Source organism: Nonomuraea sp. NPDC002799 (assembly GCF_053592075.1).
The window spans coordinates 59,832-75,269 of the sequence record NZ_JBSFVA010000004.1 but is presented as its reverse complement, the minus strand read 5'-3'; the positions used below and the strand labels follow the sequence as shown (position 1 = coordinate 75,269).

Here is a 15,438-nt window from a genome sequence, read left to right as displayed (position 1 = left end):
GTGAGGAGACCGCGCCCTGCCTGCTCAAGACTGAGCAGTCACCGGCAGGCGTCCAGCCGTAGCTTTCCGACCATGCCTGATTCCTGGATTGCGGGCGGAGAGCCCAGGGCCGACGCTCGGATCAGACTGTTCTGCTTCGCGCACGCGGGAGGCGGGTCTGCGCTGTTCCGTAAGTGGGACGAGCACCTGTCGCCGGAGATCGACGTCTGCCCGGTGGTGCTGCCGGGGCGCGAGTCGCGTATCCGCGAGCGGCCCTACGACCGGATGGAGCAGCTCGTGGGCCCGCTGTCGGAGGCCATCGAGCCGTACACCGACCGGCCCTTCGCGCTGTTCGGGCACAGCATGGGCGCCGCCGTGGCCTGGGAGACGGCCCGCCGGTTCCCCCCTGCCGTGCTGTTCGTGTCGGGGCGGCGCGCGCCGCAACTGCCGACGCGCCGCCGCCGCTTCAGCGACCTGTCCGAGGACGAGCTGCTGACCGAGCTCGGCAAGCTGAACGGCACGCCGTCGGAGGTGATGGGCCAGCGCAGCCTGCTGGAGTTGTTCCTGCCGAGCCTGCGCGCCGACTTCGAGCTGAACGAGTCGTACACGCCGCTGCCCGGCACGCGGCCGGACTGCCCGATCTCGGCGCTGCTCGGCGACGCCGACCCGGAGGTGGACCCGGACGAGATCGCCGCCTGGGCCGACGCCACCGGCGGCGGCTTCACGCTGCGCGTGTTCGGCGGCGACCACTTCTACCTCAAGGGCCCGCGGGCCGAGGTGCTGACGGCGATCCAGGAGGACCTGGACCGCCATCTCCTCAACGTGCGCTAACCCTCCTTGACCAGGTCGCGCAGCCGGGCTTCGAGCAGCCCGGCGGCGGCCTCCATCAGCCGGTCGGCGATGACGTCCACGTGCCTGGCCCGCCAGTCGGCCAGCTCCGTGCCCGCGACCCACCGGTTGAACGCGCCCATCGCCGGGCCGCAGTGGACCTGGTAGTCCACCTGCCGCCCGGCCTCGCCGCGCAACGCCAGCCTGATCGTGTGGACGAAGTACCAGCGGAAGACGAGCGCCATCCGGTGCTTGGGGTCGCGCTCGGCGCGGGCCAGCTCGCCCGGTCTGCGCGCGGCCAGGAACGCCCGCGTCTCCTCCCACACCTCGTCGAAGGAGCGGCGGAAGAACTTGTCCTGGATCGTCCGCCTGGTCTTCTCGTCGATCTCCTCCAGCGAGCCGTACTGACGGTAGAGCTGGTAGAGCTTCCCGGCCCGGGCCGGGAAGAGCGTGCCCTTCCTGGCCACCTGCACCTGCGCGCCCAGCTCGAACATGTCGCCGGCCGGGGCGTAGGCGGTGTCCTGCACGTCGAGCCCGGCGAGCAGGTCCTTGACGGCGTCGGACGTCCCCGCCTCCGGCGTGCACTGGTTGACGCTGCCGGTGACGATGAAGTCGGCGCCGAGCACGAACGCGGCGGCGGCCGCCTCCGGAGCGCCGATCCCGCCCGACGCGCCGACCCTGATGCGCCGGCCGTAGCCGTGCGCGGCCATCTCCTCGTCGCGCAGCCGCAGGATCGCGGGCATCAGCGCGTACGGCGAGCGCCCGTCGGTGTGCCCGGCCGAGTCGGCCTCGACGCAGAGGTCCCCGCTGACCGGCAGCTCCCGGGCGACCTCCGCCTCGGCCGCGCTCAGCGCCCCCTCCCGCACGAGCTTGTCCAGGACGGCTTGCGGCGCGGGCCGCATGAAGGCGCTCGCGACCTCGGGCCTGGAGACCTTGGCCAGCACGTGCCGGACGGCGACCGGCCGGCCGGCCGCGTCGCGGTGGGCGCCGCTGTAGCGGTAGCGCACGAGGGGCGCGGTGACGCGCGCGTAGGCGGCGGCCTCGACGTGGCGGACGTCGCGCCGCAGCAGCAGCTCCACCGTCTCGCGTTCCAGGCCGTCCTCGTCGAAGCCGTAGAGCAGGTTCACGCCGTACGCGCCGTCCGGCCCGAGTGCGCTCTCGATCTGGTCGAGCGCCTTGCCGATCTCGTCCAGGGTGAGCCCGCCGGCGCCGAAGAAGCCCATCAGCCCGGCGCGGCCCATCCGGATCACGAGGTCGGCCGACGCGATGCCCTTGAACATCGACCCGGCCAGGTAGGCGTGGCGGACGCGGTAGTCCGCGCGGAACTCGGCGGACCCGAGCGCGACCCCGGAGTCCCGCGCCGCCGGCGTCTCGACCGGATAGCGCCCGGTGACCTCCCACAACTTGCCGAGCACGTCGCCGGGGCCGATCTCCTCCAGCTCGGAAACGCCCTGGCTCATCAGGTAACGCAGGCCGTCCACCCACCGCACCGGGTTGCAGATCTGGCGGCGCAGCAGGTCGGCCGCCTCCCCCGCCTCGTACGGGCGGCCGGTCACGTTGGAGATGACGGGCACGCGCGGCTCGGCGATGTGGACGCCGTCCAGCGTCTCGGCGAAGGCGGCGGCGGCCGGCTCCATGTAGCGCGAGTGCGAGGGGACGCTGACGCTCAGCGGCACCCATTTGCCGGGGACGCCGGCGCGCAGCGCGTCGAGCTCGTCCTTGGGCCCGGCGATGACCATCTGCTCCGGGGAGTTGTAGTTGGCGATGTCGACGCCGGTGCCCGCCAGCAGTTTCTCCAGCTGTTCCGGGTCGGCCCCGAGCACCGCCGCCATGGCGCCGCCGGACGCCTCGGACATCAGCTCGCCGCGCCGCTTGACCAGGCGGAGCCCGGTCTCGAAGTCGAAGCAGCCGGCCGCGAACAGCGCCGTGTACTCGCCCAGGCTGTGCCCGGCCAGGTAGTCCGGCCGGCCGCCCTCCTCCTGCCGGGCGAGGAAGCTCAGGGCGTTGACGGTGAAGAGCGCCGGCTGCACGTAGCGGGTGTCACGCAGCCGCACCGGGTCGTCGCACAACTCCGCGACGGAGTAGCCGAGGATCTCGTCGGCGCGGGCGCACAGGTCGGGATACCGCTCCAGGAGGCCCGCCCCCATGCCCTTGCGCTGCGACCCCTGCCCGGGGAAAACCCACACGACGGACATCAGGCGTGTTCCTCTCTAGCGTTCCCAGGGGAATCTCTTCTCGGTCGCGTAGTCGACGAGCCGCTGGTGCACCTCCGGGCTGGACATGAGCCGGCCGAACTCCTTGACCGCCACCTGCTCGGTCTCGTCCGAGACGATCCACAACGCGCGGAAATAGCGCTTCATGTCCGTGACGATCGACCGGTCCAGCTTCGTCAGCCGGTACGCCAGCCGCCGCACGAGCGCCTCCGGGTCGTCCGACACCTCGTCCACCAGGTGGAAGGTGGCGGCCTCCGCGGCGCTCACCGGCTGGGTGCTCAACGTCATCGCGTACGCCTTCTGAAAGCCGGTGCGCCGGATCAGGAACGGCAGCACGCAGCACGGCAGCAGCCCCCACAACGCCTCGGGGAGACTGAAGGCGCTGCGCTCGCTGGCGAAGACGAAGTCGCTGGCCGCGGCCAGCCCCACGCCGCCGCCCGCCGCCCGGCCGTCCACCCGCGCGACCACCGTCACCGGCGTCTCGGTGAAACGCCGCAGCAGCCCGTAGAACGCCCGGCCGCCGTCCGCGACGTCGCCGCCGGCCGCCTCCTCCAGGTCCATGCCCGTGCAGAAGACGCCGTCCCCGCCCTCCAGCAGGAGGATGCGGCACTCGGGCGTGCGCTCGGCCTCGTCCAGGGCGGCGTCGATCTCCTTGACGACGCGGTCGTCGATCGTGCCGCGCCGCAGCCGATACCGCATCGTCGCCGACGTCAGCTCCATCTGTACTCCCGGTGGAAGTCCGCGATGCGGTCCAGCACCAGCAGGCCCCGCCCGCCGAAGGCGTCCTCGTACAGGTCGCCGTACGGCTTGGGGTCCAGCACCGAGTCCCGCACCCCGAACGCGCGGTCGGCGCTCAGCTCGGTCAGCGCGTCCAGCTCCTCGACGCTGATCTCGCGCCGGTCGTCCAGCGCCGCGGCGATGCCGCTGGGCCGCTGGGCCGGGATCACGCCGCTGAAGAACTCCGACGCGCAGCCCGACCCGTACGAGAACAGTCCCGCCCGCTTCGGCGCGTCGAAGTCGCCGTTGTCGATGAGCGAGCACAGCGCCAGGTAGAGCGCGGCCGAGTAGGTGTTGCCCACCCGCATCCCATAGACCAGGGACGGCACGACCCGCGCGTCGAAATCGGCCTCGATCTCGCGCGGCCCCAGCCCCTTGAGCTTGCGCAGCAACATCCGGTGCGCGCCCTTCACCATGCCGGCGAACGGCGTGTGCAGCGCCAGGTAGTCGAAGGTGTGCACGATGTCGGCCCCGGTCACCCGCTGCTCGTAGACCGCGAAGCACTCCTCGACGCAGCGCATGTACGCCAGCAGCGACAGGTCGGGATCGACCGCGTCCGTGTCGTGCCGCGGCCGGGCCGTGTCCATCACCTCGAAGGTGTGGTAGCCGCTGGCGCCCGGATCGAGCCGCAACACCCGCGCGTCCTCACCGACGAGCATCGCCACCGCCCCGGCGCCCTCCGACGGCTCCCAGTAGGTGGACTTCGCCGTGCCGCTGGCCGCGTCCGTGGCGATGGCCAGCGCCTTCACCCCGGGGATCGGGCTCGCGCCCACGACGGCCGCCGCGCTCTGCAGCGCGGCCGTCCCGCCGTAACAGGCGTGCTTGACCTCGAACGAGCGGCAGGCCGGGTTCAGCCCCAGATGGTGGTGGATGTACGTGCTGATCGGCTTGCCGAAGTCGAGCCCCGACTCCGTGCCGACGACCAGCAGCTCGATCCGGTCCTTCTCCTCCTGGGTGAGCGCGTCCACCAGCGGCCTGGCGGCGTTCACCGCGTTGGTGACCGGGTCCTCGCAGGGCAGGTTGACCGAGCGCTGCTCCATCATCAGGTTGCCGAAGCGGTTCACGTCCAGGCCGCGCGCGTCGAACAGGGCGCGCACGTCCGTGTACGCCCTGCCGACATAGGCGTTGATCGCCTCGATCCCGGGAGCCATGGGTCAGGGCACCATCAGGACGTCGTTGATGCTGGTCGGCATGAACAGCCGGTCCCACTGCCCGCCGCCGTGCCGTTCCGGCACCCGCTCCAGGTCGTAGACCTCTTTACGCATGCCGTCGCCCCGGTCCAGCTCGCGCACCGCCTGGTAGTCGTCCAGCTCGCGCAGGTGGATGAGGGCGTGGATGCGGTCCTGCTGGCCCCACGTCTGCTCGTAGATGTAGGCCGTGGCCCGGCCTTCGAGGCTGTCGTTGACGTACCGCGACCAGTCGTAGAGGAACTGCCGCCCCTCCTCGCGCAGCTCGTAGCGCACGTCGGCGCTGCGCAGCACGATCGCCCCGGCGGTCGCCGAGTTGAGCTGCTCCTTCTGCGTGGTCTGGTAGGTCGCGGGCGGCACGAACGTGCCCGGCACGTCGTGCACGTCGTCGGTGAACCCGTGTTGCGGGCACATGATCGTCTCGCGCAGGCTGCCGTAGACGAACATCTTCTCCCAGTTGCCGCCGCCCTTCTTGGGCAGCCGGTCCTTGAGCGAGATGTCCTGGAACGCCTCGTCGTGGTCGACCATGTCGAGGAGCTTGCTGTACTTCTCGGGGGACTTCATGTGCACGAACCAGTGCAGCCGCTCGCGGACGCCGAAGACCTCCTCGTAACAGAAGGTCGTGGCGACGCCGGCCTGCGCGCGGTTCATGTAGTCGAGCAGGTCGACGCTGAAGTCGCGGCCCTCGCGGGCCATGCCGTACTCCAGCATCCCCACGCGATGGATGATCAAGCCCGCGTTGCCCGAGTGCAGCAACTGGTCGGGAGGCAGGGTGGTCTGATACTGCGCCGACTTCGTCATGCCCCGAATGTCGCCCACGGGCGCGGGGACGTCCGCTCAATATTGAGCAGGCCCCTCGCGAACGGCTGGGCTCAATATTGAGCAGCAGGACGATCGCCCGATCGGCTTACCCTCTCATGTGCCTGACATGCCTCTGAGTGCCCACGAGTTGCTGATCTTCATGCTGCAACTGGGCCTGCTCCTCGGTCTCGCCGTCGTTCTCGGCCGCCTGGCCGTGCGCCTGCGCATGCCCGCCATCGTCGGAGAGCTGACCGTGGGCGTGCTGCTGGGCCCGTCCCTCCTCAACCACCTGGCCCCCGGCCTGAAGTTCACCCAGCTCCACCTGCTGGACGCGGTGGGCCAGGTCGGCGTGCTGCTGCTCGTCGCCATCACCGGCATCCAGCTCGACTTCGGCCTCGTCCGCCGCCGCGGCGCCACCGCCGCCAAGGTGAGCATCGCCGGCCTGGTCGTCCCGCTGGCGCTCGGCGTGGCCACCGGCTACCTGCTGCCCGCCGCCCTCCTCGCCGAGGGCACGAACGTCACCGTCTTCGCCCTGTTCCTGGGCGTGGCCACCTGCGTCAGCGCCATCCCGGTGATCGCCAAGACGCTGACGGACATGAAACTCCTGCACCGCAACGTGGGCCAGCTCTGCCTGACGGCCGGGATGGTGGACGACGCGTTCGGCTGGTTCATGCTCTCGATCGTCTCCGCCATGGCGACCACCGGCGTGCGTACCGGCCAGATCGTGTTGTCGCTGGTCTCCCTCGTCGCCCTGGTGCCGTTCGCCGTCTGGATCGGCCGCCCGATCGTCCGCTGGACGATGCGGGCCGCCACCCGATCCGCGGAGCCCGGCCCCGCTGTCGCCGTCGCCGTGGTCCTGGTGCTCCTGTCGGCCGCCGGCACGCACGCGCTCGGCCTGGAGGCCATTCTGGGGGCGTTCGTCTGCGGCGCCCTCATCGGCCGCTCGGGCCACGCCGACGCCGAATGGCTGGCCCCGCTGCGGACGATCGTCCTCAGCGTCCTCGCGCCCGTCTTCTTCGCGACGGCCGGTCTGCGCATGGACCTCACCCTCCTGGCCCAGCCCGCCGTCCTGGCCGCGTCCGGCGTCGTCCTGGGCGTGGCCATCATCGGCAAGTTCCTCGGCGCCTACCTGGGGGCCCTGCTGAGCCGGATGAGCGGCTGGGAGGCCCTCGCGCTCGGGGCCGGCATGAACGCCCGCGGGGTCATCGAGGTCATCGTGGCGATGGTCGGCCTGCGCCTCGGCATCATCAACACGGAGATGTACACCATCGTGATCGTCGTCGCGATCGTCACCTCCCTCATGGCCCCGCCGCTGCTCCGCGTCGCGATGCGACGCGTCGAGCTCACGAGCGAGGAACGCCTCCGCCGAGCCGCACAGGATGAACTCGTCGAGCCCTGATGTCGTCGTTTCCGGCGGTCGACGACATCGCATGGCCCAGCCGCGAAACGCCCGCCATGCCGCACCTCTCCGAAGAATCTCGGTTCGGCCGACGGCCGGAGGTGAGATAAGGGTCGTTACCGACGGCTGTTCGTGGTACCTCTGCAGTGACCGCTCTGGAGCCGGGAGTGCGTGTGCGCCGGGTTGCCCAACTGTTCATCGGAGCCTGCTCGGCCGTGATAGTGGCCGTGGCGAGCGACCAGATCCTCACCGAGGGTCGCCTGAGCTTCACCTGGGCGTACCTCGCTCTCGGGTTCGCCGTGCTGGCCTCGATGTTCACGGCCGCCACGGCGCAGCAGCAGGACGGCAGCGCCGCACCCGCCCGCCGGGATCTGCGGGGGACGCGTGCGACGTATCTGCGGCAGTTACGCGCCAGCGTCTCGGCGATGGAGACCATCGGGGTGCGGACACGGGGCGAGTTCGTGCTGATGATGCGCCAGGTGTACGTGGACATGCTCCTGCGCCCGCGCCCGCCGCAGGACGCCGCGCAGGCGGACGGCACGGACCGGCCGGAGGAGAGTCCGGTCAAGCGCCGGCCGCTCATCGATCACCTGGGCGACGGCGGCGTGTTCGTGGTCCTCGGCGGCCCGGGCTCGGGCAAGACCACCCTGCTCCGCCATACCGTGCTGACCCTGTGCGACAGGGCCTCGTACCGTCCCCGGCGGCCCCTGCCGGTGCTGATCTACCTGCGCGACCACGCGGCCTCGATCCTGGAGGCGGATCCTCCGCGTCTGCCGGCGGTGGCGGCCACGGCGGGCTGGCTGGACGGCAAGATCCGCGGCGAGTGGCTGGAGCAGCGCCTCGACCGGCGGCGGTGCGTGGTGTTGCTGGACGGCCTCGATGAGATCGTGGGCGAGCAGGATCGTATGCGGGCGGTCGCGTGGGTCCGCCGGCAGATGGAGCGTTATCCGGGCAACGTCTGGGTGCTGACCTCCCGTCCGTACGGCTATCTGACCAATCCGCTGCCGAACGCGAACGTCCTGCAGGTGGAGCGCTTCAGCGGCGGCCAGATCTCGGCGTTCCTGCACGCGTGGTACTACGCGAACGAGAGCCGCGCCCGCGACGAGTCCGGGCAGCGGGTCCGCGAGCTGGCCGCCCGGAACGCGGACGACCTGCTGGCCCAGGTGCACGGCCTGCCCGCCCTGTACGAGCTGGGCACCAACCCGCTGCTCCTCACCATGATCGCGAACGTGCACCGCTACCGTGGCGCGCTGCCGGGCAGCCGCGCCGAGTTGTACGCGGAGATGTGCGACGTGCTCGTCCACCGCCGCCAGCAGGCGAAACCCCTTCCCGACCGCACCGGGCTAGAAGGTCCCAAGAAGGAGATCGTCATCCGGCATCTGGCGCTGCACATGATGCGACGCCAGGTGCGAGCCATCCCCCTCGCGGAGGCTCAGGAGGCGGTGGCCGAGCCGCTGCGGCTGGTCACGGAGGAAGGGCGGGTCACACCGCAGATGTTCCTGGACGACGTGCGCAAGGGCGGGCTGATCATGGAGCACGAGCAGGGCGCCTACGGTTTCGCCCACTTCACCTTTCAGGAGTATCTAGCCGCCGCGCTCATCCGGGACCAGCCCGGCGACCACCTGGAGCTGCTGACAGACGGCGTGGACGACCTCTGGTGGCGGGAGACGTCGCTGCTGTGGGCCGCGCTCGGCGATGCGACCCCGGTCATCGAGGCTTGCCTCGGCCTGGGCAGCACCCGCGCGCTCGCCCTCGCCTTCGACTGCGGCGACGAGGCCCGGCTCATCCAGCCGGACACCCGCGCCGGCCTGAATAACCTCCTCCTGGTCCCCGACGGCGGCCACGACGGGGCCAGGGAGCACCATCGGCTGATCGCCGCGGTGACGGCTTCGCGGAGCTTGCGCAAGGTCATCTGGCTGGGTGGCACCATTCCGGTCTGCGCCCAGCCTGTGACCCGCGCCCTGTATCACCTGTTCGTCCTGGCAGAGACGGCCGCCGGCCGCCGGCATCCGGCACTCGACGCCACCGCCGGCCGCGACGGTGACGGGCCTGCCGTCGGGATGGAGGTGGGCGACGTGACCCGATTCCTCGGCTGGCTCAACGGCCTGTTCACCGACGGGATGGGGTTCCGGCTGGTCAGGCGGGAGGAGCTGGGCCACCGCGACGCCGAGCTGATCGCCTGTCTCAAGGAGCACACCGTCTGGACAGGGCCAGGAGCGGTACTGCACCAGCCGGACGCTGTCGCCTGGCCCTACACCCCCAGCGCCGAACAACTCGCACGCTACCCGGCCATCGTCCGCAACTATGTGGAGCTGGCCCTGCGCCTGACCCGGGTCACCGCGAACCGCGCCTCCCTGGAGCCCTCCCACGTGCTGGCGTACACCCACGCGTTCATCACCCAGCGCACCACCAACGATCCGCACCCACCCAACCTGGAGCTGGTGCTCAACCTCGACCTCGCCCGCGACCTCACCCGCGACCTCGTCCTCGACCTGCGGCTGGCCGTACGCGAGGGCGGGCAACCGACGCTGGAACGAGCCCGGGCCGTCACCCGCGACCTCGACCGGGCGCTGCGTTACACGCTCGGGCTGACCCTGGCGCTCGATCACATGCAGGACCTCACCTTGACCTTCGACCACTTCCAGGCCCTGTCCCGCGATCTGGCGCAGGCCAGGGAGCTGGGCGTCCTCGACCTGGACCGGGCGCTGGACCTGGCCGGCGACCTGGACCGGGCGCTCGCCCGCGAGCTCTCCCGGGCCCTGACCCGCGCGCACGACCAGGTACGCGGATCGGCCGGGCTCACCCTCGACCTCGAACGTGCCCTGACCCTGACCCACGCCCGCGACGCCGACCTGGGCGGCGACCTCGCCCGCGGCCTCATCCATGACCTGGCGCTGGCCAGGACCAGCGTGCCCGGCTCCGATCCCAGCCTCGACCTGGCGCGCGATCTCGCGATCGACGTGGGCACCTACCACCCGGACCTGCTGACCAGCGCCGTGACCGCCTTCAACTGCCTGTCGCGCTGCTGGGCGACCGCGAGCCAGGGGCGGCGGACGCCGCGCGCCGGACAAGTCCGCCGATCCTTCGAAGAGTTCCTGGCAGGGCTGCTGGCCGACGGCGCCCTGCTGGCGCCGCGGCCCGCCGCCGACCCGTCCGGCACCATCCGTCAGGCGTTGCGAGCGCTGGCGAGCGGGGTGCCCGCCCCCTACGAGGCGGACGTGCGCCATCTCGCCGAGCACGCGCTCGGCCTCATCAACCCCCTGCTGGAGCGGAAGACACCCATGTTGCCGCGTGTCCTGACCACCGCCAGCGTCGAACTGCTGGCCGCCCTGGCGTTGTCGCGCCACGGCGCCACTCCGCGTCCCGACGTCTCGGGACCGATCGCCGAGGCCCTGTTCGCACTCATCACCCTGGCGGATCGGGGGTCCTCCGCCTCGAACGCCGTCCTGCTCCTGGTCCATGTCTGATGGGAAATCTCACGCCGACGATTCGCTCAAGTGAAGCCGGAGAACACCGATGAGCACGTTGCCGATCCTCCTGGCCGGAGCCGTGGCCGCGGTCGTGGCCGCGGGGTATCTCGCCTGGCGCGGCCTCGTCAGGGTGCCCGCCGGACACGTGGGCATCGTGGTACGCCACTTCGGCCCGGCCGACCGGCACCTACGCCGTGTCGTTCCCGACGGCGGCGCTCGCGGCATCCAGGCCAGGACCTTGCCGGGGGGCCGGACGTGGTGGCTGCTTCCGTGGCTCTACTCGGTGGAGTTCGTGCCCCACGTCCAGATTCCCGAGGACCAGGTCGGTGTGGTCGTCGCGCTGGCCGGTGAGCGCCGTCCGCCCGGGGCGCCGCTGGGCCGGCGCGTGGCGTGCGACTACTTCCAGGACAGCCAGGCGTTCCTGCTCAACGGCGGCCAGCAGGGGCCTCAGGTGGCGATCCTGCCCGGCGGCGCCTTCTACGCCATCAACACGCGCATGTTCGAGATCGAGCTGGCGCCGCGCACCTCCGTTCCGGCGGGCACCGTGGGGCTGGTGATCGCCCGGGCCGGACGCGTGCGGCCCACCGACCAGCCGTTCGCCGGACACGTCGAGTGCAACCACTTCCAGGACGGCCAGGCGTTCCTCGACCGGGGCGGCGAGCAGGGCCGGCAGCTCGCCGTGCTCGGCGGTGGCGCCGTCTACGACATCAATCCCCGGTTGTTCACGGTGCTGACCGTGCACGACATCGCGAACGCCGGCGACGGCCTGACCGCCGAACATCTGAGGGAGATCGAGGTTCCGTACGGCTACGCGGGAGTGGTCGTCACGCTCGACGGCACCGACCCGCAGCCTTTCAGCGACGCGGAGGTCGGCCCGGCCGTGCCGGGCCACCGCAACTTCCGCCTCCCGTGGGTCTTCTTGCGGCAAGGGGGCGTACGCGGCGTGCAGGAGGAGATCCTCGACGAAGGCGGCGTGTACGCACTCAACCCATGGTTCGTCCGGGTCGTGCTGGTTCCCGTCCGCGTCCTCGTCGTGGAGTGGCGGGAGAGGTCACCGGACGAGGCCGACACCTACGACTCGGAGCTGGAGCAGATCACCCTCACGATCGAGGGTCACCGGGTGCGGGCCGAACTGAGCCAGACACTGCGGATCACGCCGAGCGCGGCGCCCCGGCTGGTCAGAGCCTACGGCGGCGCCTCCGGGCTCGGCGGCCTGGTCCACGACCCGCTGCCCGTCCGCCGTTTCCTGGACATGACCCTCGGCGCGACGGTCGCGTCCTTCTTCAGCCACCTGGCCGCCACGTCCACGATCCACGACTTCTTCGCGGGTTATGCCGCCATGCGAAACGACCTGGCCTCGGCGATCAGGAACGCCCTGTCCGCGTGGGGGGTCGAAGCGCTGCAGACGACCCTCGGCGAGCCCGGCGCCGAGGATCAGGCGCTGACCGAGGCGTTCCAGGACCTGGCCCGCCGCGCTCTCGAAGACCGGATCGACGAGGTATGGGTACGCGCCGAGCGGCGTCGTGCCGCGCTGGAGGTGGAGGCGCAGGCCGCCGAGCTCGGCCTGGACAAGAGCGCGGCGATGGCCCTCCTTCGTGAGTTCGCCGAGATGCCGGTGCCGACCACCGTCGGGAACCTCTCGAGTCTGGCGGACGCCCTTCCGACGTCGGTGTTGCGGGAGGTGCTGGACCGGCTGCGCGAGCTGCGCGCGAGCCAGGAGGTCCGAGCGGAGAACGACGAACGCGGCAGCTGAGGCCGGCACCGTCAGCGGGCGGGGGTCCGGGGGCGGTTCCACCAGAGGGAGAGGGACAGGGCCGCGGTGACGAGGACCGCGCCGCCGGCCGCGAAGACGGCGGCGGCGTCGACCTGCCGGCGGATGACGGTGAAGCTGGCGGGCAGGGCGTCGAGGGCGCTCTGGAGCTGGTCGGCGTTCTCCGCGCGGTGATAGGAGCCGCCGGTGGTCGCGGCGATCTGCTTGAGTGCGGGCTCGTCGATGATGCGGGGGCTGCGGCCCCGGTCGAATCCGCCGCGACCACCGAAACCGCCGCCCCAGCCACCCCAGCCGCCGTCGAACTGTGAGCTGTCGCACACCATGGGGGCCGGGTTCGTGGTGCCGAAGCCGATGGTGAAGACGCGGACCCGGCGCAGAGCCGCCTCCTGCGCGGCGATCTGCGGGTCGACGCCCTGGGTGTTGGCGCCGTCGGTGAGCACGACGATCGCGGCGCCGGCGTAGCCTTCGCCGCCACTGACGGGATCCGCGCCGGTGGGGGCGACCGACGGGTCGACCTCCGCGATCGCGTCGATCGAGGCGATGATGGCCTGCCCGATCGCGGTGCCACGGGCCACGGTGAGGTTGTCCAGCGCCTTGAGCAGCGCGTCGGTGTCGTCGGTGGGCGGGACGAGCAGACCCGCCGTGCCCTTGAAGCTGACCAGGCCGATGCGCGGCCCGTCCCGCTGCGACTCGATGAACTCCGCGGCGGCCTTCCGCGCGGCGGTGAGACGGTTGGGGTCGACGTCCGTGGCGCACATGGAGGCGGAGGCGTCGATCGCGAGCAGGATCGTCGTCGACGTCTGCGGCACCGGCACCGACGCCTGCGGTCGCGCGGCCCCGACCGCGAGCAGCGCGAGCCCGGCGACGAACAGTGCGACGGGGATCTTCCGCGTCCAGCGGGTACGGCCGGGCAGGGCGCTGCGCACGAGCGCGATCGAGGTGACGCGCACGGCGGCCCGCCGGCGGCGGCGCAGCGCCCACCAGCGGACGGCGAAGATCAGCGGGATGATCAGCACGGACAGCAGCGCCCACGGCCACGAGAACGTCATTCAGATCACCCGTCCAGACCGGAGCACGGTGAGCGCCGCTCCTGCGGTGAGCAGCGCGAGGGCGAGCCAGATCAGCCCGCCGGCGAGGGGCAGCGGCTCGTCGGAGACGGTGAGCCGCAGATCGATCGTGTCGGCGATCCCGTCGAGCCGCGCAGGGTCGGAGGCGGGGTGGTAACCGCCGCCGGTGGTCTGCGCGATCTGGGTGAGGGTGTCCTCGTCGAGCGAGGTCTGCAGGTGGTAGCCGTCGACGCGCACCGTCGCCCCCGCCGTGGTGCCGACCCCGACGGTGTGGATCTGGACGCCGCCCCGCTGGGCCACTTCGGCGGCTTGGCCGACGTCCGCGCCCTGGTTCTGGCCGTCGGAGAACATCACGATCGTCGCCGACGGCCAGTAGCCGATGTCGGGCGCGCTGCCGTCGCCGCCGATGGCCACCTGCTTGCCGGTGATCGCCGTCAGCGCGGCCGTGATGGCCGCGACGAGCGAGGTGCCGCCGGCGACCTTCAGCCGGTCGATGGCCTTGAGAGCGACGGAGTGGTCGGCGGCGGGCCGTGCGGTGGTGAGCGCACCCCGTTCGAACGCGACCACGCCGATGTCGACGCTGTCCGGCTGCGCCGCCACGAACGCGCGGGCCGCCCGCTGCGCGGCCGCCAGCCGGGTGGGCGCGACGTCGTCGGCGCCCATGCTGTTGGAGACGTCGATGGCGAGGATGACGGTGCCCGCGGTCCGCGGGATCGGCACCATGGCCGCCGGTCCGGCGGTGGCGATCGCGAGCGCCCCGACGCCGGCGATCGTCAGGCCGACTCCGAGATGCGCCCGGCGGCGGCCCGGCACGGCGACGCCGGCCGCGGCGAGCGCGGCCGTCCGCCGGCGCGCCGAGACGACGGCGGCCCAGACGAGCACCGCCGTGACGAGCAGTCCGACGGCCAGCAGCAGCGGCGAGGACAGAGTCACGAGACCTCCTTCGCCGGCCTCATGTGCCTGGTGACGGGCTCGGTCATGCCGACCGGTCCCGGGTTCGGGCGACGACCTCGACCAGCGCCTCGGCCAGATCGCGGTCGGTGCCGATGCGGTGGACGGGCACCCCGGCCCGGCGCATCCCCCTCGTGAGCCGGGCGTCGCGGGCGTCGACGGCGGCGCGGAAACGCACCCGGAGCAGCGGGTCGGCGGAGTCGACGACGAGCTGCTCGCCGGTCTCGGCGTCCTCGACCACGATCAGCCCGGCTTCGGGCAGCACGTCGTCGGCGGTGTCCACGATCCGCAGGGCGACCACCTCATGCCGCCGGGCCAGGCGCTGGAGCGAGCGCTCCCAGTCGCCGTCGCCGATGAAGTCCGACAACACGACGATGAGCGCGCGGCGGCGCGCGAGCCGGCCGGCCGCGTCGAGCATCTCCGCCAGGTCGGTGGTGGCACCACCACGCGCCCCTGCGGTGCGCTCGGCGGCGCGCTTGGCCGCTCGGTCGGCGGCGCGATTGGCGGCACGTCCAGAGGTGCGTCCGGCGGTGCGCTCGGCGGTGCGTTCCAGCTCGGCGCCGATCCGCAGCGCGTGCCGCCGGGTGGCGCCGGGCGGCACGACGCGTACCATCCCGGTGTCGAACAGCAGGGCGCCGACCCGGTTGCCGCCCCGGCCGAACAGCCGGGCGAGGACGAGCGCGAGCTCGGCGAGCACGTCGTGCTTGCCGCGCCCCGGCCGGCCGGCCGCCATCGACGCCGACCGGTCGAGCACGAGCCACACCGTCAGCTCGCGATCCTCGGTGAACACACGCAAGTGCGGCTCGTCCAGCCGGGCGGTCACGTTCCAGTCGATGTGCCGGGCGTCGTCGCCGTCGCTGTAGGGGCGTAACCCGGTGAAGTCGATGCCGGAGCCACGGTGCGCGGTGCGGTGGGCGCCCTGGAGCCGGCCGTCGAGCCTGCGGACGACCTTCCACTCCAGGCGGAGCAGGAGCCTCTCGGGGGCGGTGGCCATG

At 71.9% G+C, this 15,438-nt stretch carries 11 protein-coding genes; 4 read left to right on the top strand and 7 right to left on the bottom strand.

Features of this window, described 5'->3' with window-relative positions; genetic code table 11:
- Positions 1-72 precede the first annotated feature (72 nt).
- On the top strand, positions 73-810 hold the full coding sequence (locus ACWD0F_RS09790; protein WP_449873712.1) for a thioesterase II family protein: 738 nt from the start codon (positions 73-75) through the stop codon (positions 808-810).
- Here the strand turns inward: ACWD0F_RS09790 and fabD are convergent.
- Genes fabD through ACWD0F_RS09770 form a run of 4 tightly spaced genes read right to left on the bottom strand, consistent with a single transcriptional unit; the run spans position 807 to position 5,785 of the window.
- A complete protein-coding gene (fabD, locus tag ACWD0F_RS09785) occupies positions 807-3,002 on the bottom strand; it encodes an ACP S-malonyltransferase (protein WP_449873710.1) in 2,196 nt (731 codons plus the stop codon). The two genes, ACWD0F_RS09790 and fabD, sit on opposite strands and share 4 nt — an antisense overlap.
- A gap of 15 nt (positions 3,003-3,017) precedes the next feature.
- The gene (locus tag ACWD0F_RS09780) at positions 3,018-3,740 is read right to left on the bottom strand and encodes an enoyl-CoA hydratase-related protein (protein WP_449873708.1); all 723 of its coding nucleotides are present in this window, start codon (positions 3,738-3,740) and stop codon (positions 3,018-3,020) included.
- Positions 3,731-4,948, bottom strand: a complete 1,218-nt coding sequence (locus tag ACWD0F_RS09775) for a hydroxymethylglutaryl-CoA synthase family protein (RefSeq protein ID WP_449873706.1) — start codon at positions 4,946-4,948, stop codon at positions 3,731-3,733. Before ACWD0F_RS09775 ends, ACWD0F_RS09780 begins: the two co-directional genes overlap by 10 nt.
- A gap of 3 nt (positions 4,949-4,951) precedes the next feature.
- Positions 4,952-5,785 (bottom strand): DUF6039 family protein, encoded by an 834-nt coding sequence (locus tag ACWD0F_RS09770; protein WP_449873704.1) that lies wholly within the window; start codon positions 5,783-5,785, stop codon positions 4,952-4,954.
- Positions 5,786-5,912: 127 nt separating this feature from the next.
- Between ACWD0F_RS09770 and ACWD0F_RS09765 the strand changes: the two genes are divergently transcribed.
- The 3 genes from ACWD0F_RS09765 (at position 5,913) to ACWD0F_RS09755 (ending at position 12,407) form a co-directional block, all read left to right on the top strand.
- Positions 5,913-7,184 (top strand): cation:proton antiporter, encoded by a 1,272-nt coding sequence (locus ACWD0F_RS09765; protein ID WP_449873702.1) that lies wholly within the window; start codon positions 5,913-5,915, stop codon positions 7,182-7,184.
- A gap of 173 nt (positions 7,185-7,357) precedes the next feature.
- Positions 7,358-10,651 (top strand): NACHT domain-containing protein, encoded by a 3,294-nt coding sequence (locus tag ACWD0F_RS09760; RefSeq protein WP_449873700.1) that lies wholly within the window; start codon positions 7,358-7,360, stop codon positions 10,649-10,651.
- Positions 10,652-10,700: 49 nt separating this feature from the next.
- Positions 10,701-12,407, top strand: a complete 1,707-nt coding sequence (locus ACWD0F_RS09755; protein ID WP_449873698.1) for an SPFH domain-containing protein — start codon at positions 10,701-10,703, stop codon at positions 12,405-12,407.
- Between the two features lie 11 nt (positions 12,408-12,418).
- On the opposite strand, the gene ACWD0F_RS09750 is transcribed toward ACWD0F_RS09755, so the two are convergent.
- From ACWD0F_RS09750 to ACWD0F_RS09740, 3 genes are read right to left on the bottom strand one after another with little or no spacing between them, the layout of a single operon-like run.
- Positions 12,419-13,474, bottom strand: a complete 1,056-nt coding sequence (locus ACWD0F_RS09750) for a VWA domain-containing protein (RefSeq protein ID WP_449873696.1) — start codon at positions 13,472-13,474, stop codon at positions 12,419-12,421.
- Complete coding sequence (locus tag ACWD0F_RS09745; RefSeq protein ID WP_449873694.1) at positions 13,475-14,425, bottom strand: VWA domain-containing protein; 951 nt, start codon at positions 14,423-14,425, stop codon at positions 13,475-13,477.
- Positions 14,426-14,468: 43 nt separating this feature from the next.
- Positions 14,469-15,437 (bottom strand): DUF58 domain-containing protein, encoded by a 969-nt coding sequence (locus ACWD0F_RS09740; protein WP_449873692.1) that lies wholly within the window; start codon positions 15,435-15,437, stop codon positions 14,469-14,471.
- Between the last annotated feature and the right edge of the window lies 1 nt (position 15,438).

What these genes read in the sequence shown, in the direction of transcription:
- ACWD0F_RS09790 (WP_449873712.1), top strand. Translation starts at nt 73, where the DNA reads ATGCCTGATTCCTGGATTGCGGGCGGAGAGCCCAGGGCCGACGCTCGG.
- fabD (WP_449873710.1), bottom strand. Translation starts at nt 3,002, where the DNA reads ATGTCCGTCGTGTGGGTTTTCCCCGGGCAGGGGTCGCAGCGCAAGGGC.
- ACWD0F_RS09780 (WP_449873708.1), bottom strand. Translation starts at nt 3,740, where the DNA reads ATGGAGCTGACGTCGGCGACGATGCGGTATCGGCTGCGGCGCGGCACG.
- ACWD0F_RS09775 (WP_449873706.1), bottom strand. Translation starts at nt 4,948, where the DNA reads ATGGCTCCCGGGATCGAGGCGATCAACGCCTATGTCGGCAGGGCGTAC.
- ACWD0F_RS09770 (WP_449873704.1), bottom strand. Translation starts at nt 5,785, where the DNA reads ATGACGAAGTCGGCGCAGTATCAGACCACCCTGCCTCCCGACCAGTTG.
- ACWD0F_RS09765 (WP_449873702.1), top strand. Translation starts at nt 5,913, where the DNA reads ATGCCTCTGAGTGCCCACGAGTTGCTGATCTTCATGCTGCAACTGGGC.
- ACWD0F_RS09755 (WP_449873698.1), top strand. Translation starts at nt 10,701, where the DNA reads ATGAGCACGTTGCCGATCCTCCTGGCCGGAGCCGTGGCCGCGGTCGTG.
- ACWD0F_RS09750 (WP_449873696.1), bottom strand. Translation starts at nt 13,474, where the DNA reads ATGACGTTCTCGTGGCCGTGGGCGCTGCTGTCCGTGCTGATCATCCCG.
- ACWD0F_RS09740 (WP_449873692.1), bottom strand. Translation starts at nt 15,437, where the DNA reads ATGGCCACCGCCCCCGAGAGGCTCCTGCTCCGCCTGGAGTGGAAGGTC.